This is a genomic window from Staphylococcus sp. GW821-FHT11H10 (assembly GCF_058807855.1).
The window spans coordinates 1-22,062 of sequence record NZ_JBXARC010000012.1 but is presented as its reverse complement, the minus strand read 5'-3'; the positions used below and the strand labels follow the sequence as shown (position 1 = coordinate 22,062).

At 34.6% G+C, this 22,062-nt stretch carries 17 protein-coding genes, 1 tRNA gene and 1 other RNA gene; 15 read left to right on the top strand and 4 right to left on the bottom strand.

Annotation, left to right across the window (positions count from 1 at the left end):
- Nucleotides 1-2: 2 nt before the first annotated feature.
- Nucleotides 3-1,148, top strand: coding sequence for a bifunctional cystathionine gamma-lyase/homocysteine desulfhydrase (locus AC1RRU_RS07910; RefSeq protein ID WP_016931207.1), 1,146 nt, complete (start codon nucleotides 3-5; stop codon nucleotides 1,146-1,148).
- A gap of 439 nt (nucleotides 1,149-1,587) precedes the next feature.
- Entirely contained in the window at nucleotides 1,588-2,577 is a 990-nt protein-coding gene (locus AC1RRU_RS07905) for a LysM peptidoglycan-binding domain-containing protein (protein WP_011276796.1), read from the top strand.
- A 62-nt stretch (nucleotides 2,578-2,639) separates the two neighbouring features.
- Here the strand turns inward: AC1RRU_RS07905 and AC1RRU_RS07900 are convergent, their stop codons facing one another.
- On the bottom strand, nucleotides 2,640-2,918 hold the full coding sequence (locus AC1RRU_RS07900; protein WP_011276795.1) for a hypothetical protein: 279 nt from the start codon (nucleotides 2,916-2,918) through the stop codon (nucleotides 2,640-2,642).
- A 128-nt stretch (nucleotides 2,919-3,046) separates the two neighbouring features.
- On the opposite strand from AC1RRU_RS07900, the gene AC1RRU_RS07895 reads away from it, so the two are divergent.
- Nucleotides 3,047-3,436: an NUDIX hydrolase gene (locus AC1RRU_RS07895; RefSeq protein WP_011276794.1), complete on the top strand. Its 390-nt coding sequence runs from the start codon at nucleotides 3,047-3,049 to the stop codon at nucleotides 3,434-3,436.
- Nucleotides 3,437-3,443: 7 nt separating this feature from the next.
- Nucleotides 3,444-3,908: a GNAT family N-acetyltransferase gene (locus AC1RRU_RS07890; RefSeq protein WP_011276793.1), complete on the top strand. Its 465-nt coding sequence runs from the start codon at nucleotides 3,444-3,446 to the stop codon at nucleotides 3,906-3,908.
- 112 nt (nucleotides 3,909-4,020) lie between these two features.
- Here AC1RRU_RS07890 and AC1RRU_RS07885 read toward each other — a convergent pair whose 3' ends face one another.
- From AC1RRU_RS07885 to gltC, 3 genes are all read right to left on the bottom strand, one after another.
- Nucleotides 4,021-4,815 (bottom strand): YibE/F family protein, encoded by a 795-nt coding sequence (locus tag AC1RRU_RS07885; RefSeq protein ID WP_011276792.1) that lies wholly within the window; start codon nucleotides 4,813-4,815, stop codon nucleotides 4,021-4,023.
- Nucleotides 4,812-5,894 carry a YibE/F family protein gene (locus AC1RRU_RS07880; RefSeq protein WP_172458794.1) on the bottom strand — a complete coding sequence of 361 codons (1,083 nt, stop codon included), beginning with the start codon at nucleotides 5,892-5,894 and terminating at the stop codon, nucleotides 4,812-4,814. Before AC1RRU_RS07880 ends, AC1RRU_RS07885 begins: the two co-directional genes overlap by 4 nt.
- Before the next feature lie 158 nt (nucleotides 5,895-6,052).
- Entirely contained in the window at nucleotides 6,053-6,940 is an 888-nt protein-coding gene (gltC, locus tag AC1RRU_RS07875; protein WP_029376673.1) for a glutamate biosynthesis transcriptional regulator GltC, read from the bottom strand.
- A 163-nt stretch (nucleotides 6,941-7,103) separates the two neighbouring features.
- Here gltC and gltB point away from each other — a divergent pair, with 163 nt between their 5' ends.
- The 11 genes from gltB to recR all read left to right on the top strand — a co-directional run bounded on the left by gltB (nucleotide 7,104) and on the right by recR (nucleotide 21,512).
- The gene (gltB, locus tag AC1RRU_RS07870) at nucleotides 7,104-11,624 is read left to right on the top strand and encodes a glutamate synthase large subunit (protein WP_070861864.1); all 4,521 of its coding nucleotides are present in this window, start codon (nucleotides 7,104-7,106) and stop codon (nucleotides 11,622-11,624) included.
- An 18-nt stretch (nucleotides 11,625-11,642) separates the two neighbouring features.
- Nucleotides 11,643-13,106 (top strand): glutamate synthase subunit beta, encoded by a 1,464-nt coding sequence (locus AC1RRU_RS07865; protein ID WP_037570145.1) that lies wholly within the window; start codon nucleotides 11,643-11,645, stop codon nucleotides 13,104-13,106.
- 112 nt (nucleotides 13,107-13,218) lie between these two features.
- Nucleotides 13,219-13,311, top strand: a tRNA-Ser gene (locus AC1RRU_RS07860).
- A 215-nt stretch (nucleotides 13,312-13,526) separates the two neighbouring features.
- Nucleotides 13,527-14,975, top strand: coding sequence for a PTS system trehalose-specific EIIBC component (treP, locus tag AC1RRU_RS07855; protein WP_011276787.1), 1,449 nt, complete (start codon nucleotides 13,527-13,529; stop codon nucleotides 14,973-14,975).
- Nucleotides 14,976-15,068: 93 nt separating this feature from the next.
- The gene (treC, locus tag AC1RRU_RS07850) at nucleotides 15,069-16,703 is read left to right on the top strand and encodes an alpha,alpha-phosphotrehalase (RefSeq protein WP_037552570.1); all 1,635 of its coding nucleotides are present in this window, start codon (nucleotides 15,069-15,071) and stop codon (nucleotides 16,701-16,703) included.
- Nucleotides 16,704-16,735: 32 nt separating this feature from the next.
- Complete coding sequence (gene treR, locus AC1RRU_RS07845; RefSeq protein WP_037552567.1) at nucleotides 16,736-17,461, top strand: trehalose operon repressor; 726 nt, start codon at nucleotides 16,736-16,738, stop codon at nucleotides 17,459-17,461.
- A 90-nt stretch (nucleotides 17,462-17,551) separates the two neighbouring features.
- Nucleotides 17,552-17,821, top strand: an RNA gene (ffs, locus tag AC1RRU_RS07840) — signal recognition particle sRNA large type.
- Between the two features lie 306 nt (nucleotides 17,822-18,127).
- Nucleotides 18,128-18,655 (top strand): GNAT family N-acetyltransferase, encoded by a 528-nt coding sequence (locus AC1RRU_RS07835; RefSeq protein WP_037552564.1) that lies wholly within the window; start codon nucleotides 18,128-18,130, stop codon nucleotides 18,653-18,655.
- Between the two features lie 68 nt (nucleotides 18,656-18,723).
- The gene (gene dnaX, locus AC1RRU_RS07830; RefSeq protein ID WP_053026389.1) at nucleotides 18,724-20,439 is read left to right on the top strand and encodes a DNA polymerase III subunit gamma/tau; all 1,716 of its coding nucleotides are present in this window, start codon (nucleotides 18,724-18,726) and stop codon (nucleotides 20,437-20,439) included.
- A 152-nt stretch (nucleotides 20,440-20,591) separates the two neighbouring features.
- Nucleotides 20,592-20,909, top strand: coding sequence for a YbaB/EbfC family nucleoid-associated protein (locus AC1RRU_RS07825; RefSeq protein ID WP_001213992.1), 318 nt, complete (start codon nucleotides 20,592-20,594; stop codon nucleotides 20,907-20,909).
- Nucleotides 20,910-20,915: 6 nt separating this feature from the next.
- Nucleotides 20,916-21,512: a recombination mediator RecR gene (recR, locus tag AC1RRU_RS07820; RefSeq protein ID WP_011276782.1), complete on the top strand. Its 597-nt coding sequence runs from the start codon at nucleotides 20,916-20,918 to the stop codon at nucleotides 21,510-21,512.
- Nucleotides 21,513-22,062: the final 550 nt, after the last annotated feature.

Genomic DNA, 22,062 nt, shown 5'->3' with positions numbered 1-22,062 from the left:
TGATGAAGAAAAAAACACAAATGATTCATGGTGGACATACAACAGATGACTTTACAGGTGCAGTTACGACACCTATTTACCAAACAAGTACGTATTTACAAGACGAGATTGGTGACTTAAGACAAGGATACGAGTACTCTCGTACAGCTAACCCAACACGTACAGCGATTGAAAGTGTTATTGCTAATTTAGAAAATGGTAAACATGGTTTTGCTTTTGGCTCAGGTATGGCGGCTATCAGTGCGGTCATCATGTTGTTAGATAAAGGTGATCATCTTATTTTAAATTCTGATGTGTATGGTGGAACTTATCGTGCCCTAACGAAAGTATTTACACGTTATGGCATCGATGTTGATTTCGTAGATACAACTCATATTGAAAATGTCAAAGACTATATTAAACCAGAAACTAAAATGTTATATGTCGAAACACCATCAAATCCATTATTGCGTGTAACAGATATTAAACGTACAGTAGAAATTGCAAAAGAAAATAACTTAATTTCAGTAGTAGATAATACATTTATGACACCTTACTATCAAAATCCATTAGATTTCGGTATTGATATTGTATTACATTCAGCTACTAAATATATTGGCGGTCATAGTGATGTAGTAGCTGGTTTGGTTGCAACTGCCGATGACGAGTTAGGAGAACGCTTAGCCTTTATTTCAAATTCAACAGGTGGTGTTCTTGGACCACAAGATAGTTATTTATTAGTTCGTGGTATTAAAACATTAGGATTACGTATGGAACAAATTAATCGTAATGTTGAAGCAATTGTTGAAATGTTACAAAACCATCCGTCAGTTCAACAAGTATTCCATCCAAGTATTAAAGACCATTTAAACCATGATATTCATGTCGCTCAAGCAAGTGGTCATACAGGCGTGGTTGCTTTTGAAGTGAAGGATACTGAAGCAGCAAAACAACTTATTCGTGAAACAAACTACTTCACATTAGCTGAAAGTTTAGGTGCAGTTGAAAGTTTAATTTCAGTACCTGCTTTAATGACACATGCATCTATCCCTGCTGATGTCCGTGCTAAAGAAGGTATCACTGATGGACTCGTACGTTTATCAATCGGTATTGAAGATACAGATGATTTAGTTGAAGATTTAAAACAAGCCATTGATACTTTGAACTAAATCAAATGAGTTAAGACAAAAATAATATTTTAATTCTACATTATAGTTAGAATTAACTGACTGAGGATAGAAGATATCTTTTCTCAACTCTAGTCAGCCATATGGGGGTGGGACAATCAATTTTGTTCCACCCTCTTAATTTTTAATAAAAGTTAAATCTCAATAGTTGAGAATGTGTTATACACTTATGAAAAGTAAATTATATTTCTATGCATATTATTTAAAATTTAAAAGTAGTGTACAAAAAATTCATAGATATGTAATCAAATTGAAATGGAATATCATGCTAAATTGTATTAATTTAGTATAAGTACACTACTTGAACGGATAAAAGAAAGAAGTATGTAATAAAGATTTAATACAGATAAGTGTCTAGTACAACTAGAAGTAAGTGGTGAGTAACCCAATGAACAAGCATAAGATTAAGGAGGCGCTTTGTATGAATAAAAAAATTCTAGCAACAGCAGTATTAGGGACAGGAGCACTTAGTACATTATTTGCTCATCAAGCTGAAGCATCAACAACGCACACAGTTCGAAGTGGTGAATCTTTATGGTCTATTTCACACCATTATGGTATCACTGTATCTAAATTAAAATCATTAAATGGCTTATCATCAAATCTTATTTTTCCAAACCAAGTATTAAAAGTTTCAGGATCTTCTAATTATTCAAGTCGTTCAAATTACGGTAATTCAAGTAGTACATATACTGTTAGAGCAGGGGATAGTTTATCATCTATCGCTAGTCGATATGGTACAACATATCGTCATATTATGAATTTAAATGGCTTAAATAGCTTTTTAATTTTCCCTGGTCAACAATTAAAAGTATCTGGGTCTGTAAGTTCAAATTCACACTCAAGTTATAATTCAAATAGTGGTGGTTCATCAAGTACTTATACAGTACGTTATGGGGATTCACTGTCATCTATTGCTAGCCGATATGGTACAACATATCAACATATTATGAGATTAAATGGATTAAATAATTTCTTTATTTATCCTGGTCAAAAATTAAGAGTTAGTGGTTCAGCTTCTTCAAACACTTACTCAACGCGTTCAGCACAATCAACGTATTATTCATCACCAGTATTTAATCATAGAAATTTATATGATTGGGGACAATGTACATGGCATGTGTTTAATCGTCGTGCTGCTATTGGAAAAGGTATTAGTACTTATTGGTGGAATGCCAATAACTGGGATAATGCTGCAGCTAGAGATGGGTATCGTATTGATGGTAACCCAACAGTAGGTTCAATTGCACAATCAGATGCCGGTTATTATGGTCATGTAGCATTTGTAGAACGTGTTAATAGCAATGGTAGTATTTTAGTTTCAGAAATGAACTTTAGTGCGAGTCCAGGTATTTTAACATATCGTACAATCCCTGCTTATCAAGTACGCAATTATAAATTTATTCATTAATTTATCAAAAAAAGCTAATCAAAAGGAAGTATACTTTACTTCTTTTGATTAGCTTTTTTATATTATTGGAAATTATAGTCTTCTTTAACTTTTCTAAAGCTTGAAGCTAAACGTGTAACATTAATAATGAATGATACGAATGATGTTAGCTTACGGAATTTGTAAGGAGATTTCATTGATACTACGAAATCTAAAAGTGTGCCTACAGTGCTTAGGCCTAAAGATAAATAAACTAGATTTTTATTTTTCGCGTCGAATTTAATACCGTTATAACCATCTACGATAAAGCCTGCTGTACTAACTAAATTTGAAACGCGCGTTAATTTTGATTTTTTTGCCATGAATAATACCCTCCGAAATATCTAAATGTCATCAAATAATCATTTAGTATATTATTATATGTTAACATCATACTAAAATAACATATATTTTTGAAGTACAAAACATTTCGTTAAAAAGGTGTGATCATATGATAAAGTGTGTTTGTTTAGTGGAGGAAACAGAGAACCAAATCTTATTAGTACAAGTAAGAAATAGAGAGAAGTATTATTTCCCGGGTGGTAAAATTGATGAAGGTGAAACGCAATTAGAAGCGATACAAAGGGAAGTAAAAGAGGAACTACAATTAGAGTTTCCACAAGAGGATTTCACATATATTGGAACGGTCATAGGCGATGCATACCCGCAAACGAACATGCTAACAGAACTAAATGGATTTAAACTTCAACAAGAAATTGACTGGAATAACGTTGAAATTGATAATGAAATTACTGATATACGTTGGTTCGATAAATCTGATACAACGTTAATAGCACCCGCTGTTATAAAGTGGATTGAAACATTTTCAGAGAGAAAGTAGGGGCATAATGGAAATTCGACCATATTCAAATCAAGATAAACCATTATTAGATGTATTTGAAATATTACCAGAAGATAGAAAATTCACTCGGACACCTATCCAAAATATTGATTTAGCTAAAGGAGACGACGAGCGTCACCCGACTCTTGTTATGAGAGATAATCAATGTGTGGGCTTCTTTACTTTACATGAAGGTCAGGGTGTTAAACCATATAGTGACAATAATAAAGCTATATTTTTCCGTTCATTTAGTGTGGATGCACGATATCGTGGTCAAGGTCTTGGAAAAGCAGTGATTCAACAACTACCAAGCTATATAAATTCAACATTTCCTTACATTAATGAAATAATATTAACTGTGAATACTGACAACGACAAAGCCATCGGATTATATAAGCGAGCCCAATATTCTATTACTGGAGATGCAATTTTAGAAGGGCGACCAGTTTACGTTATGAATTTTAAAATATAGATGCTTATAAATAAACAAGCCAGTGAATGAATTTATCAAGACTCATTTACTGGCTATTTTTGAGAGAACTGTGTCCCGGTTATTATATTTTTATAAGTTAGTTTTTTAAATTTTAATCCGTAGATTGCGAAGAAATTTCAGAATGCTTTTGATTAAATTTAGGGTGTTTAATTAATAAAGCTGTAATCCATGCCGTAATCGGGATACTAATCGCTACGGCAATTCCACCTAGTAAGATTGAAATAAATTCTTGGGCAAATATTTTTGAGTTGATGATATGTCCGAAAGAATAATGTAATTGGAAAAACCAAAAGAATAATGTCAATTGACCACCAAAATAAGCTAAATATATCGTATTGGCAGAAGTTGCTAGAATTTCTCTACCTACACGCATGCCTGATTGGAACAATGCCTTACGTGAAAGGGTGGGGTTAGTTTCATTAAGTTCATACATTGGAGAACTTATAGTTATGGTTAAGTCGATGACTGCTGCAATTACTGCTAAAATGACTGTAAATACTGAGAATTGAACCATATCAATACCGATATTCATTGAAAAAATATATGTTTCGTCTTGTTGTTCCGTAGTAAAGCCTTGTAAGTGACCGATACTTATTGATAGATAAATACCAACTATTAAGAGAATGGTAGTAATTATTGTAGCAATAAAAGCTGCTTTGGTCTTAATGTTATAACTATTTAAAATAAATAAGTTACATGCGGCAATGACAATGCAAAAAACTAGTGAAACTAGGTAAATAGGTGTTCCAAATAAGATGAACACAATACTAATTAGCAAGATAATAAAATTTAAAAATAATGTTAAGTATGAGATTAAGCCTTTTTTACCGCCAAAAATGAGCATTAAAATTAATAAAATTAGTGCTAGTAGGACGACTGCATTCATCTTGTCACACCCTTCCATTTCATCCACATAACCATCAAACTAATTGTAATTGGAATCGTTAGAACGATACCAATACCACCAGTTAAAGCACGAGCAATTTCTAAAGACCAGTTCATCGAAATCGTATACGTAAATGTGTTAGCATTTTTTAAATAAATCAAGAACATCGGTAGACTTCCTGATAAGTAAGAGAAAAGTAAAATGTTCGTCATTGTACCCATAATATCCTGTCCTATATTACGACCTGCTAAAGCCCAACGTGATAAAGAAATGTTAGGCGTACGTTGTAATATTTCATACATACCGCTTGATATTGTAATAGCAACATCCATCACTGCACCTAATGATCCTATAAGTACAGAAGCTAAAAATATATCTTTAGGTGGCAGCGTTAAAAAACTCATTGTTTCATATTTAATACCAGCACCATTGGTGAACTGAATAATAATTTGAGTGATACCAATACATAAAAATGTGCCTAATAACGTACCGACTGTTGTAATCCAAGTGCGCATGTGCCAACCAGTGACGAGCAATAACGTGACAATGGTGGAGAAAATGATTGCCACACTCATCAAAATGAATAGATTAGTAGATGGATGTTTATCATGAATTGCAATAGCTATCAAGATAGCACCAGTGTTAAAGATTAGTGACAGAATAGATTGTAAGCCTACATTACGTCCTACTAGTAAGAGAGACATAATGAATATACCTGCGATTGCTACAGTTAAGCTATCGCGTTTTTTCTCTAAGATAGTTGCATCTTTAGGACTATTTTGAATATGCATTAGCACCTTGTTATTTTTGCTAAAGTGCTCTGAATCTGCTTGAGATTTAACATATGTATTGTCTATCGTAGTTGATTCACCTTTAAATTTTCCATTTAATATCTTTATTGTTAAATGCTGTTTGTATTTAAAATCTGTATTATGTTGCTCATCAACAACCTTTTGAGCGTTACTTGTTTCTACATGAGTAACTTTACCGATAGGTGTATTGTAGAAACTAGCATTGAAAAACGTAAAGATAAAAGCACCGATAATAAGTACACCAATTAGAACTATGATGCGATTCATCAAGCGATGACTAGAATTGTTGCGTTTTTGTGCATTCATTAGTTTAACCCTCATTTATAAATCAAATTCTATCCTTAATTAAGTCAGAGTGATTATACGCCCCTCAGCGTCATTATTCAAATAGTATCCATTTAATTATCGAATACCTCTTTATAACATTAGTGGTATGTAGATACTTTGCTTAAAAGTTGATGTATTAAATTCGATAAATTAAGTATATCAACCTTTTTATTATCCTTTTTAAAGACGACGCAAAATGATCGTTTTAATTCTGTATGGCCTAACGAAATATCACATAATTCATCTTGATCATTATCTAAAGATAAATAATCTGGCAAGATAACATAACCACGTTGATGTTTAAGTAAATAATTCGCTAAAGATTTAGAACCAACTATATTAACTGGCAGCTTTAAAGTGTGCTGTAAACGACTTTCAATTGTCGATGCCAAAGGTTTTAAAGTGAATAGTTGTGTTTTGGCAAATTGTGTTAGCGGAGGATTAATCGATAAAGCAATGACGTCATCTTTAGGTACATAAATATGATATGTTTCCTCAAATAATGGTTTTAATGATAGATTAGTATTCTTCTGAAGTTCGGCGTTAATTTCAACTAGGCCAATGTCTATTTTGCCATTATAAAGTGCCTCGGAAATATCAGATGATGACATAATATGAGGAACGATGATGCTATCATATTGTCGTTCAAATGCTTGGATGATCGCAGTAATCATTTGAGAGATATAGCTTTCCTCAAAACCAATATTCAGAACGTGTGCATTTTTATGATTTGTTTGTTGAAATAACGCTATCGTTTCATCTAATTGCTCTAAAATTTGAGTAGCTTGATTGAGTAAAGCTTTACCATGTGAGGTTAAATGAATATTTCTCCCTTGTCTATTGAATAACGTTACTTGCAATTCTTGTTCTAATAATGTAATTTGCCGACTTATTGCAGATTGGGCTATGTTCAACTCAAGTGCTGCTTCAGAGATGTGTTCTCTACGTGCTACTTCTACAAAATATTTTAATTGTTTAATTTCCATATACATGCCCCTTCCAACTTTTCAAATTTACCTATTATTATTAACTGTTCTAATTATTAGAATAAAGTCATCTAATTAATATATTGTTCAGATAAATATTTTACATTATATTAATTATTATTAACAGTAAATTTTCTGAAAATTCTCAAAAGGAGTGGGCATCATGTTTGATGAAAGATTAAAAAGAGGATTATACGATTACCGTGAGGAACATGATGCATGCGGTATTGGGTTTTACGCAAACATGAATAATTTAAGGTCACACGATATCATCGAAAAATCACTTGAAATGTTACGCCGTCTTGATCATCGTGGTGGAGTTGGCGCAGATGGTATAACAGGTGATGGTGCAGGTATTATGACCGAAATACCATTTCAATTTTTTAAAGCACATGTCAATTTAGACTTACCTAACGAGGGAGACTATGCGGTAGGTCTTTTTTTCTCTAATGAAAAGATTCAAGGTACGAAACATGAAACGCAATTCAATGACTACTTTCAAAGTGAAGGTTTAAAGGTAATTGGCTATCGTGATGTGCCTGTCGATGTTAATGCAGTGGCACCTCATGTTGCGTCTACGATGCCACACATTCAACAAGTGTTTATTGATATTAGATTAATTGAAACACCCGCTAAACCATTGTATATAGCGAGAAAGCAAATAGAGCAATATGCAGAACGACAAGATTTAGGGCTTTATTTCACAAGTTTATCGCATAAGACAATTGTTTATAAAGGTTGGTTACGTTCAGATCAAATTAAGAAACTATATCTAGATTTAAATCACGAAGACTATCAATCTAAACTAGGACTTGTTCATTCAAGATTTAGTACGAATACGTTCCCGAGTTGGAAGCGTGCGCATCCAAACCGATTATTAATGCACAATGGTGAAATTAATACGATTAAAGGTAATGTGAATTGGATGAGAGCGCGTCAAAGACAATTAATTCAAACATTATTTGGCGAAGAACATACTAAAATTCAAAACATTGTTGATGAAGATGGAAGTGATTCAGCGATTGTAGATAACGCGTTGGAATTTTTATCGTTGGCAATGGAACCTGAAGAAGCAGCGATGTTGCTTATTCCTGAACCATGGTTATACAACAAAGAAAATGACGACAATGTTCGTGCGTTCTATGAGTTTTATAGCTATTTAATGGAACCATGGGATGGACCAACAATGATTTCATTCTGTAACGGAGATAAAATTGGTGCCTTAACTGACCGAAATGGATTACGACCAGGTCGTTACACAATTACAAAAGATAATTTTATTGTTTTTTCATCTGAAGTAGGTGTAGTAGATGTACCTGAAGTCAATGTTGCTTATAAAGGGCAGCTCAATCCTGGGAAGTTGCTACTCGTAGATTTTGACTCTCATAAAGTGGTTGAAAATAATGAATTAAAAGCTCGAATTGCCAATCAATATCCTTACAAAGAATGGTTGGATAACCACAAAGTGGACCTAAACTTAGAAGGACAAACCTATCACCAACCTTTATTAAATAGTGAGACATTATTTGAATTACAGCGTCAATTTGGATATACGAAAGAAGATATCTATAAATATATGGCTGAATTAGTAAAAGGTAAGAAAGATCCAATTGGTGCTATGGGCTATGATGCGCCACTCGCAGTATTAAATGAAAGACCAGAATCTTTATTTAATTACTTTAAACAATTATTTGCACAGGTAACTAACCCACCTATTGATGCTTATCGCGAAAAGATAGTAACAAGTGAATTATCTTACTTAGGTGGAGAGGGGAATTTGTTCCATCCTGATGAAACAGTATTAGATCGTATTCAATTAGCAAAGCCTGTCTTGACTTTAACTCAATTAGATAAGATAAAACAGAGTAAGTTTAACGTGAAACACTTATCTACACTATATCAAGATAACCTTAAAGAGGCATTGGAAAGACTGGGTGAAGCGGCGATACAAGCTACTCGAGATGGTCATACTATATTAGTTCTTGATGATAGTGAACTTATTGATAATGATGATGAAAGTAAAGTGAAAGAACAACGCTACGCTATGCCAATGCTATTAGCTATCAGTCATATTCATCAGTTATTAATCAGAGAAGGTCTACGTATGGATACTAGCTTAGTGGCACTATCTGGAGAAACGCGTGAAGTTCATCATGTAGCATGCTTATTAGGCTATGGTGCAAATGCTGTTATTCCATATTTAGCTCAACATACCATTGCACATTTAACTGAAACACATCGTTTAGAAGGCACCGTTTCCGATAACGTTGAAACTTATACACGTGTGCTATCAGAGGGTGTTATTAAAGTAATGGCGAAGATGGGTATCTCTACTGTTCAAAGTTATCAAGGTGCTCAAATCTTTGAAGCGGTTGGTCTATCTCAAGAAGTCATTGATGACTATTTCACTGGAACACAGTCTAAGTTATCAGGGCTAAGCATTCAACAAATTGATACTGAAAATAAAATGCGTCAACAAAGACATAATGAGTACCTAGATTCAGGAAGTGTCTTCCAATGGCGACAACAAGGTCAACATCATGTGTTTAATCCTACAACAATTCATTTGTTACAACATGCATGTCGTGAGAATGATTATACACAGTTTAAAACTTTTTCGAATGCTATTCATGAGCAAAGAAATGATCATCTACGCGATTTATTAGAATTCAAAGCACAGCAGTCGATTCATATTAGTGAGGTTGAGTCAGTAGAAAGCATTGTTAAACGGTTTAATACGGGTGCAATGAGTTATGGTTCTATTTCTGAAGAAGCACATCAAACATTAGCACAAGCTATGAATAAAATTGGTGGTAAAAGTAATAGTGGCGAAGGTGGAGAAAATCCTAAACGTTATGAAATACAAGAAGACGGTACTGTGTTATCAAGTGCTATCAAGCAAGTGGCTTCAGGCCGTTTTGGTGTGACTAGTAATTATTTACAACATGCAAAAGAATTACAAATTAAAGTTGCTCAAGGTGCTAAGCCGGGAGAAGGAGGACAGTTACCGGGCACAAAAGTATATCCTTGGATTGCTGAAACACGAGGTTCAACGCCAGGTGTCGGATTGATTTCACCTCCACCTCATCATGATATTTATTCAATTGAAGACTTAGGACAACTTATTCATGACTTAAAGAATGCAAACAGAAGTGCTGATGTAGCAGTTAAATTAGTTTCGAAAACAGGTATTGGAACCATTGCATCTGGTGTTGCTAAAGCATTTGCAGATAAAATCGTCGTGAGTGGATATGACGGTGGTACAGGCGCATCGCCTAAGACGAGTATTCAACACGCCGGGTTACCTTGGGAACTTGGTTTAGCTGAAACGCATCAAACATTGAAATTAAATCATTTACGTAGTCGTGTTCGTTTAGAAACAGATGGAAAGTTGATGACAGGTAGAGATGTTGCGCTAGCATGTGCACTAGGTGCCGAAGAATTTGGATTCGCGACTGCACCATTAGTTGTTTTAGGGTGCATCATGATGCGCGTTTGTCATAACGATACATGTCCAGTAGGTATCGCGACTCAGAACAAAGATTTAAGAGCGTTATTTAGAGGTAAGGCTGACCACGTTGTTAACTTTATGCATTTCATAGCTGAAGAGTTAAGAGAGGTCTTAGCATCCTTAGGAATAAGAACAGTTGAAGAATTGGTTGGACGTACCGACTTGTTACAACGCTCAAGTCGAATTGATGAACAATCAAAAGCAGCAACACTAGACATTGAGAAGTTATTGGATTCAGATGATGGCCCTAACTCAAAAGAAATTAATCAAAATCATCATTTAGATATAGGTTTCGATTTAAATTATCTATATAAAGATGCTAAACAAAGTATTGAGGATGGAAAATTATTTAAAGGGAATTATGTGATTAATAATGAACAACGAGATGTAGGTGTTATCACAGGAAGTTACATTACTCAGTGTCACGGTATTAAAGGGTTACCAGAGGGGACAATTGTAGCTAAAACACATGGTCATGCTGGACAAAGTTTAGCGGCATTCGCACCATCAGGATTGTTAGTCCAACATACAGGTGATGCAAATGATTACGTTGGTAAAGGGTTATCAGGTGGTACTGTTGTGATTAAGGCACCAAATAAACAACGCGAACGTGAAATTATTGCTGGGAATGTATGTTTCTATGGTGCTTCAAAAGGTAAAGCCTTTATTAATGGTAGTGCTGGCGAACGTTTTTGTATTAGAAACAGTGGTGTTGATGTAGTAGTAGAAGGTATCGGTGATCATGGTTTGGAATATATGACTGGAGGACATGTAGTCAATTTAGGAGATGTAGGTAAGAACTTCGGTCAAGGTATGAGCGGAGGCGTTTGTTACGTATTTCCAAGTAATCTCGAATTATTCAAACGTAAAAACCAATTACCAACCCTAGCTTTTGAGAGAGTGACACACAAAGAGGAGAAAGCGTTACTTAAAACAATGTTAGAGGAACATTATCGTTATACACAAAGTACAAAAGCAGCGTCAATTTTAAATGATTTTGAACATGTGGCAGACAAAGTTATTAAAGTGATTCCAAAAGATTATGAACTAATGATGCAAAAAATTGAATTACAAAGTCGTCATTTGCCACAACTTGATGATGCTAAACTGGCAGCATTCTATGATGAACGCACGACAATTGAACAAGAATTACAGCCAGCAGTTATTTATTAAAGAAAGGAGAGGTCTGTTATGGGTGAGTTTAAAGGATTTATGAAATATGAAAAGCAATCATTATCTGAACTGTCTTTAGTTGAACGTCTGAAAAATCACGATGCGTTTCAACAACGCTTTTCACGTGATGAAGCATCTGTTCAAGGCGCACGATGTATGGATTGTGGGACACCATTCTGTCAAACAGGTCTTCCTTTCGGTAGAGAAACCATTGGTTGCCCTATTGGTAATTACGTTCCTGAGTGGAATGATTTGGTTTATCGCCAGGATTTCAAAGCTGCATATCAACGTTTAAGTGAAACAAATAATTTTCCTGAATTTACAGGACGTGTTTGTCCTGCACCTTGCGAACAATCTTGTGTCATGAAGATTAATCGTGAATCAGTCGCAATTAAAGGGATAGAACGCACGATTATTGATGAAGCATATGATAATGGTTGGGTTAAACCTAAATATCCTAAGCAACGGTTAGAACAATCTGTAGCGATTGTTGGGAGTGGTCCTGCAGGCCTCTCTGCAGCTGAAGAGCTCAATTACATGGGTTATCAAGTGACGGTGTTTGAAAGAGCCGCAGAAGCGGGTGGTTTATTAATGTATGGAATTCCCAATATGAAATTAGATAAGGATGTTGTACGTCGCCGTATTACACTGATGACAGAAGCAGGTATTACATTTAAAACGAATACCAACATTGGTTTGGATATCTCACGCGAAGAATTAGAACAGACATATGACGCTATTATCTTATGTACAGGAGCTCAAAAAGCACGTGACCTGCCATTAGAAGGACGTATGGGTCAAGGTATTCACTTTGCTATGGATTATTTAACCGAGCAGACTCAATTACTAAATGGTGAAATTGACGAACCAACTATTACGGCTAAAGGAAAAAATGTAATCATCATAGGTGCTGGTGATACTGGCGCGGATTGTGTTGCTACTGCCTTACGTGAAAATTGTAAGTCAATTGTCCAATTTAACAAATATACAAAAGCACCTGAAGAAATTGCGTTTGAAAGTAATACGTCGTGGCCACTTGCATTACCTGTTTTCAAAATGGATTATGCTCATAAAGAATATGAAGCACGTTTTGGTAGAGAGCCTCGCGCTTATGGTGTTCAAACTATGCGATATGATGTTGATCATATTGGTAATGTTCGTGGTGTATATACACAAATCTTAGAGGAAACACCAGAAGGAATGGTTGTCGTAGATGGTACTGAAAGACATTGGCCAGCAGATCTTGTTCTTTTATCGATAGGCTTCGAAGGTACCGAACCTACAGTACCAAGATCTTTTGATATTGCTACCCAACAAAATAAAATCATCGCCAACGATAAAGATTATCGCACTAATAAAGAAAAAATATTTGCCGCTGGGGATGCGAGAAGAGGTCAAAGTCTTGTAGTTTGGGCGATTAAAGAAGGACGTGCTGTTGCTCAATCTGTCGATAAATTCTTGAAACAAAAGGTATTCGTGTAAGTTACTTTAAAAATAAGATAGTAATGAAAATAAAATGGATAATTTTACATTTTAAACTTAAAAGTAATTGACTTCCGATGAACCGTGGTATATGATATTTATTGTGTTCATTGGAGGAATACCCAAGTCCGGCTGAAGGGATCGGTCTTGAAAACCGACAGGGCCTTAACGGGCCGCGGGGGTTCGAATCCCTCTTCCTCCGCCATTATAATTAAAATCCAAGACTAATAAATATAAAAAAGACAAGTACTCAATTTATAACATATTGAGTACTTGTCTTTTTTAGGCTCTATAATAAATTGGACTGATGACTAAAAATCATCAGTCCAATTTTTATGTTTGAATACAAAAATGAAAGCCTTTACAAAACTTGTCTAGACAAGTTATACTTGAGCTATTATAAACAAGGGAGTGAAGGGTTTGGCTGTAAAAAGAAAGGACGTGCAGGACATCGTCAGAGCAATTGGTGGGAAAGAAAATATTGATACTGCAACACATTGTGTTACTCGATTGCGTTTAGTGTTAAAAGATGACAATAAAGTTGATAAAGATGCACTAGATGACAATACGCTTGTCAAAGGCCAATTTAAAGCGGATAACCAATACCAAATTGTTATTGGGCCTGGTACTGTAGACGAAGTATATAAGCAATTTATTCAAGAAACGGGTGTAGAAGAATCGTCAAAAGATGATGCAAAAGCTGCTGCATCGAAGAAAGGTAATCCGTTACAACGACTTATAAAATTATTGGGAGATATTTTTATACCAATTTTACCGGCATTAGTTACAGCGGGTCTTTTAATGGGGATTAATAATTTACTTACCATGAAAGATTTATTTGGTCCTAAACCACTTGTGGAACAGTTTCCACAGTTGGGTGATATATCAAATATTATTAACGTAATTGCAAGTACAGCATTTATCTTCTTACCAGCTTTAATTGGTTGGAGTAGTATGAAAGTGTTTGGTGGTAGTCCTATTTTAGGACTGGTACTAGGACTTATTTTGATGCATCCACAATTAGTTTCACAATACGATATTGCTAAAGGACATATTCCGACATGGAATCTTTTTGATTTAGAAATTAAGCAATTAAATTATCAAGGTCAAGTGTTGCCTGTTTTAATTGCGGCCTATGTCTTATCACTCATTGAGAAAGCATTAAATAAAGTTGTTCATGATTCTATTAAAATGTTGGTTGTTGGTCCAGTAGCGCTACTCGTAACAGGTTTTTTAGCGTTTATTATTATTGGTCCGATTGCACTTGCAGTAGGTACAGGTATAACTGGAGCAGTACAATTTGTCTTTGAACACGCTGGTTGGTTAGGCGGTGCACTTTATGGTTTCTTCTATGCACCACTTGTTATTACGGGATTACACCATATGTTCTTAGCAGTAGATTTCCAATTAATGGGTAGTAAATTAGGTGGTACATATTTATGGCCTATCGTTGCGATTTCTAATATTTGCCAAGGTTCTGCTGCTTTTGGAGCATGGTTTATTTATAAACGACGTAAAATGGTAAAAGAAGAAGGTTTAGCATTAACTTCAAGTGTATCAGCATTTTTAGGTGTTACAGAGCCTGCAATGTTTGGTGTAAACTTACCGTTAAAAGTACCTTTCTTCGCTGCTATTTGTACATCAAGCGTTTTAGGTGCCATTATTGGCGCTAATAAGGTGTTAGGTAGTGTTGGTGTAGGTGGTGTTCCAGCATTCATATCAATCCACAGTGAATTTTGGTTCATTTATATACCAGTCACACTACTTGCTATGGTGATACCAGCTATTTTGACAATCATCTTTGCAAGATTTACAACAATTAAAGCTAAAAAAATGGTGGCAACGCCAGACGAAACTGTAGCGAAATAATTAATACAAATGAAGACGTTCAAATTTCACATGTTAAGTGTTTGAGCGTCTTTAATGCATATAAAACTATAATTAAATGGAAGGTGACTATCTATGGCACATAAAGATTGGAAGAAATCGGTAGTTTATCAAATTTATCCTAAATCATTTAACGACACTACAGGTAATGGTGAGGGTGATATAAATGGCATTATTGAGAAGTTGGATTATATTCAATATTTAGGCGTCGATTATATTTGGCTAACTCCTGTTTATGAATCCCCAATGAATGATAATGGGTACGATATTAGTAATTATTTAAAAATAAATGAACGCTTTGGTACATTGGAAGATTTTGAAACTTTAATAAGCGAAGCGCATAAGCGTGATTTGAAAGTCATGTTAGATATAGTTATTAATCATACGTCTACAGAACACCGATGGTTTAAAGAAGCGATCAGTTCTAAAGATAACCCTTATCGTGATTATTATTACTTCAAGCCTTCTCAAGATGGCCCTCCAACTAATTGGGAATCTAAGTTTGGTGGGAATGCTTGGCAATATGATGAGAAGACGGATGAATATTATTTACATTTATTTGATGTTACACAAGCAGATTTAAATTGGGATAATGAAAAGGTTAGACAATCTTTATATGAGGTTGTTAATCATTGGATTCAATTTGGTGTAGATGGTTTCCGCTTTGATGTAATTAATCTTATTTCAAAAGGTGAATTTAAAGATTCACCACAAATTGGTAAAGAATTTTATACTGACGGTCCACGTGTACATGAATATCTCCATGAACTTAATCGTCATACATTTGGTGATAAAGATATGATGACGGTAGGAGAAATGTCCTCTACAACAATTGATAACTGTATCAATTATACAAGACCAGATCGACAAGAGTTAAGTAGTGTCTTTAATTTCCATCATTTAAAAGTAGATTATGTCGATGGAGAAAAATGGTCGAACGCTAAATTAGACTTTTTAAAATTAAAAGAAATTTTGATGGATTGGCAAATTGGAATATTTGAAGGTGGAGGATGGAATGCGATTTTCTGGTGTAATCATGATCAGCCACGCGTTGTTTCTCGTTTTGGCGATGATTCTACAGAAGAGAATCGTCAAGCAAGTGCTAAAATGTTGGCAATCGCATTACACATGTTGCAAGGAACACCTTATATCTATCAAGGTGAAGAAATTGGCATGACAGATCCACACTTTGATTCTATTCAGCAATATCGCGATGTCGAGTCGCGTAATGCTTACGATAATCTAGTGCAACAAGGTATTGATGAAAGTGAAGTTCTAACAATTTTAGGTCAAAAATCACGTGACAATTCTAGAACACCTATTCAATGGACATCGGAGAAACAAGCAGGTTTCACTTCAGGTACGCCATGGATTGATATTCCTAACAATACAGAACACATTAATGTAGAAGCGGCAATCGAAGATACTACCTCTGTACTACACACGTATCGCGAACTTATCAAATTACGTCATGAACACGATATCATCACGTATGGTGATATCGAGCCGATGTATATGGAACATCCACAGTTATTCATTTATCGTCGAAATTATGACAACCAAACGTGGCTAGTCGTTGCTAACTTTTCAAAAGAAACAATAAAATTACCTGAAGACCTTAATAGTGAGGGGACGACGATAATTCAAAGCGGTACAATAGAAAATGGTGAAATATCTCCATTTGGTGCAGTAGTGATTAATGTTCAATAAAAAGTAAATAGGTTGATGTAATGGAGAAACAAATGGCAACACAAAAATTCATAACAATATATGAACAACTTAAACAACGAATACATGAGGGCGAATACACATACGGACAACAACTACCTTCAGAACATGAATTATTAACGCTGTATGGAGCGTCACGTGAGACTGTTAGAAAAGCATTGGATTTATTAGCAAATGATGGCATGATTCAAAAAATTAGGGGTAAGGGGTCCATTGTAATAGATCAAGGTATCACGGAGTTTCCGTTCTCAGAATTGATTAGCTTCAAAGAAGTGCAAGAGGAACTTGGTCTCAAGCATGAAACGGAAGTGCTCATTAACGAATTGGTTAAAGCAAACTCAGTTCCTCATGTTAAAAAGCAATTGAATATTAGTAATGATGATGTACTAATCCATGTAGTACGCACGAGAAATGTCAATCAAAAGGTCAAAATTTTGGATGAAGATTACTTTTTAACTTCAATAGTATCCGATATTTCGAATTCAGTGGCAAAAGATTCTATATATCATTACTTAGAAACGCAATTAGGATTAGATATCAGTTATTCAAGTAAGTCGATTACCTTTGAGCCTTTTACTGAAAGAGAATATGATGTTTTTGGGAAAATACAACCGCCATATACCGCAACAGTGAGAAGTGTCGTTTATTTAAATAATACGATGCCATTCCAATACAATGTGTCGAAGCATTTAGCGACAGAGTTTAAATTCCAAGAATTTTCAAGACGACACAAATTATAAGATGAAATTGTACTGGTTTCGATTCATTGAATTACTAATTGAAACTTTACGCTTGCAATCTGAAGAAAGTTTATAGTAATATAAAACTTACCGTGCTAGGTGGGGAGGTAGCGGTTCCCTGTACTCGAAATCCGCTTTATGCGAGACTTAATTCCTTTGTTGAGGGTGTGTTTTTGTGAAGTCTGCCCGAAGCACGTAGTGTTTGAAGATTTCGGTCCTATGCAATATGAACCCATGAATCATGTCAGGTCCTGACGGAAGCAGCATTAAGTGGATCCTCATATGTGCCGTAGGGTAGCCGAGATTTAGCTGTCGACTTCGGTAACGTTTGTGATACACACTCGATTCGAAGGTGCACGGTTTTTTAATATTTTAAACTAACCGAGACAAATAAAATTTTAAATATAAATTTAAGTGAGGAGTAGGACAGGAATTTTTATGAATTCATTGTCCTGCCCTGGCAAGATTGACTAAAATTAAAAATGCTTGTTATAAGTGTAGTTTTAATTTAGTCAACTACTGCCAATATATAATTGTAGCCTGAGACATTGATTTTGTCCCAGGCTCGTTTTTTGTATAGAATATGTATGAATGAGTATAAAATGGGAAAGTGGTTTGTTCGAATATAAAATGGGGACCGCTCGGACTAATCAAAGGGGTGTCATTATGCGACTGTTCTTAAGTACATTAACTGAAATGGATTATATTGAAACATTAAATAAGATTGAATCAAGTTACGATAACAAAGGTCAAGGTGTTGGTCAAAAGCAAAGAGAACTCATTTCAAGACTACGCAGAGCATTAAACTATAATTATGAACTTGAAGTGATTGCAAAAAATGAAGCTGGCGATATTATAGGGCACATCATGCTCAGTGAAATTAACCTAAAGGCGGATGATCAACGGTACAAAGCTTTGGAATTAGCTTCTCTTATAGTAGATAAACCATATCGTAATGAGGGATTAGGTAAAGCTTTAGTTCAAGCTGTTGAAGAACGTGCTAAATCTCAACATTATACGACTATTGTTGTGGGATGTTGCCCGGCATATTTCGAAGAAGTAGGTTATGAACCGGCGGACAAACATAATATTTTTTCAAAAGAAACCAATCCATCCGCTTTGCGTGTAAAATTCTTATGGGATCAACTGGATGAATACCCCCATGGAATTGTGCAAGATGCTGATATGACTTAATAAATTCATTGAAACTTAGATGATAATGCGTGGTATAATGTAGAGTAATTGTTAACGGAGGTGCGGATGTGAATTATCAAGCTTTGTATCGAATGTTTAGACCCCAAAGTTTCCAAGATGTTGTGGGTCAAGAACATGTAACTAAGACGTTACGTAACGCCATTTCCAAAGGTAAACAGTCTCATGCCTATATCTTTAGTGGACCTCGTGGGACTGGTAAAACTAGTATTGCTAAAGTATTTGCTAAAGCGATAAACTGTTTAAATCCTCAAGACGGTGAACCATGTAATGAATGTGCGATATGTAAAGGCATTACACAAGGTACGAATGGTGATGTTATCGAAATTGATGCTGCGAGTAATAATGGTGTAGATGAGATTCGAAATATTAGAGATAAAGTGAAGTATGCACCTAGTGAGTCGAAATATAAAGTGTATATTATTGACGAGGTACATATGCTAACAACTGGGGCTTTTAATGCGTTATTAAAGACGCTTGAAGAACCACCAGCACATGCCATATTTATCCTTGCTACAACTGAACCACACAAAATCCCGCCTACAATTATTTCGCGTGCACAACGTTTTGACTTTAAAGCGATTGGTACTGAACAAATTACTGATCGTTTACGCTTTGTCGCTGAAGAACAACAGTTAGATTATGATAATGAAGCACTTGAGTTTATTGCGAAAGCATCTGAAGGTGGAATGCGAGATGCATTAAGTATCATGGACCAAGCTATCGCATTTGGTGATGAGCACCTTACGCTACAAGACGCATTAGACGTAACAGGTAGTGTAGATGAAGCGGCTTTAAATGAATTATTTAAAGATGTCGTTGATGGTAATGTTAAAAATGCATTTACACGCTATCATCAATTTATTTCTGAAGGAAAAGAAGTTAACCGTCTTATAAATGACATGATTTATTTTGTTCGCGATACAATTATGAATAAAACTGTAAATAATCACGCTGAATTTGATGCGTTAATGAATTTTGATTTAGACATACTCTATCATATGATTGATATTATTAATGATACATTAGTTTCAATACGATTTAGTGTGAATCAAAATGTTCACTTTGAAGTGCTATTAGTGAAAATTGCTGAAATGGTGAAATCACAACCTGATACCGTTACTAATGTAGCAACGACTCAAGTTGCATCACAACCTAACAACGAAGTGTTATTGCAACGTATGGAACAATTAGAAAATGAACTGAAAACACTTAAAGCACAAGGTATTGCTCAAGCAAGTTCTAAACAACAATCATCACAAGCAAACACACGTGGTAAACGTCAGAATAAAGGCACATTTTCAATGACAAATATTGCTAAGGTATTAGATGAAGCAAATAAAGAAGATATTCAATTATTGAAGAAACATTGGCTAGAAGTAGTAGATTATGCGAAAAAGAATGATAAAAAATCATTAGTAAGTTTATTACAAAACTCAATTCCTGTAGCTGCTAGTGAAAAACGAGTATTAATTCAATTTGATGAAGAAATTCACTGTGAAATTGTGAATAGAGATGATGAGAAAAGAACTAGCATTGAAAATGTAGTAAGAAATATCATCAATAAGAATGTTGAAGTAGTTGGGGTCCCTTCAGATCAATGGATGAGAGTGCGAACAGAATATATTAATAGTAGAAAACAGTATGATAAAGAAGAACATCAAACGCCATCTGATGATAGAGAAGAGCAACAAGACACTGATGTAGCACAGAAAGCGCGTGATTTATTTGGAGAAGAAACAGTTCATTTAATAGACGAAGAATAGAACTTATATTATGAATAGAATGAACTTACTTTAGTTAGTGAATTGTCGAAATGAGTCATGAAACAGAGATACATGACAATAAATATAAACGTATGTATAATAAAATATAAATTAAAAGATAATGTCGATACATTCAAGGAGGAAATGATATTATGCGCGGTGGCGGAAATATGCAACAAATGATGAAACAAATGCAAAAAATGCAAAAGAAAATGGCTCAAGAACAAGAAAAATTAAAAGAAGAACGCATTGTAGGTACAGCTGGTGGTGGCATGGTAGCAGTTACAGTTACTGGTCATAAAGAAGTTGTAGATGTTGAAATTAAAGAAGAAGCAGTAGATCCAGATGATATTGAAATGCTACAGGATTTAGTTTTAGCAGCAACAAATGAAGCGATGAACAAAGCGGACGAATTAACTCAAGAACGTTTAGGTAAGCATACACAAGGCTTAAACATTCCGGGAATGTAATTAAAGATGCATTATCCAGAACCGATATCTAAATTAATAGATAGTTTCATGAAACTGCCAGGCATTGGTCCCAAGACGGCTCAACGTCTGGCATTTCATACTTTAGATATGAAAGAAGACGATGTAGTCCAATTTGCTAAAGCCTTGGTAGATGTTAAACGTGAGCTTACCTATTGTAGTGTATGTGGACATATAACTGAAAACGACCCTTGCTACATTTGCGAAGATAAGCAACGTGACCGTTCAGTTATATGTGTGGTCGAAGATGATAAAGATGTTATTGCAATGGAGAAGATGAGAGAATACAAAGGTCTCTATCATGTATTGCATGGATCTATCTCCCCGATGGATGGCATTGGGCCTGAAGATATTAATATCCCAACTTTAATAGATAGATTAAAAGATGAAGAGGTTAAAGAATTAATATTGGCAATGAATCCTAATTTAGAAGGTGAATCAACAGCAATGTATATATCTAGATTAGTGAAACCTATTGGAATTAAAGTAACTAGATTAGCTCAAGGACTTTCAGTAGGTGGAGATTTAGAATATGCAGATGAAGTTACTTTATCTAAAGCAATAGCTGGAAGAACAGAAATGTAAAATAGGATCGCTATTTACAAATTGTCAGTAAATATAGCTATTAAAGTTATATTTCGATTTGTAATAGCGATTTTTTAATTTATCTTAAAAAAATCGTAAATTTTTTAAAGTTTGTTATTTGAGTGAATAAAATGTTGGATATAGGGTATTACATTCCAATTTCTTATCAAAGACGAACAAAAATTTATTTAAATCTATATTTAGTTCGTTTATTAAGGTTTTATATAGATTTTTAATTATTGTTAGTGTAATTTTTACCGTTGTTAAAACGACTGAAAACCTGTATAGTATATATTTGTTGAGCGAAACAAATCAACGAACATTAAAATACTTCAAAAATTAATAAAAAAGTTGTTGACTTTAAAGTTTATAACGAGTATAATTAATTATTGTGGTAATAAAAATGAACATTGAAAACTGAATGACAATATGTCAACGTTAATTCCAAAAACAGTAACTTAAATGTTACAAACACTATTTAGTATTATGAGCTAATCAAACATCATAAATTTTTATGGAGAGTTTGATCCTGGCTCAGGATGAACGCTGG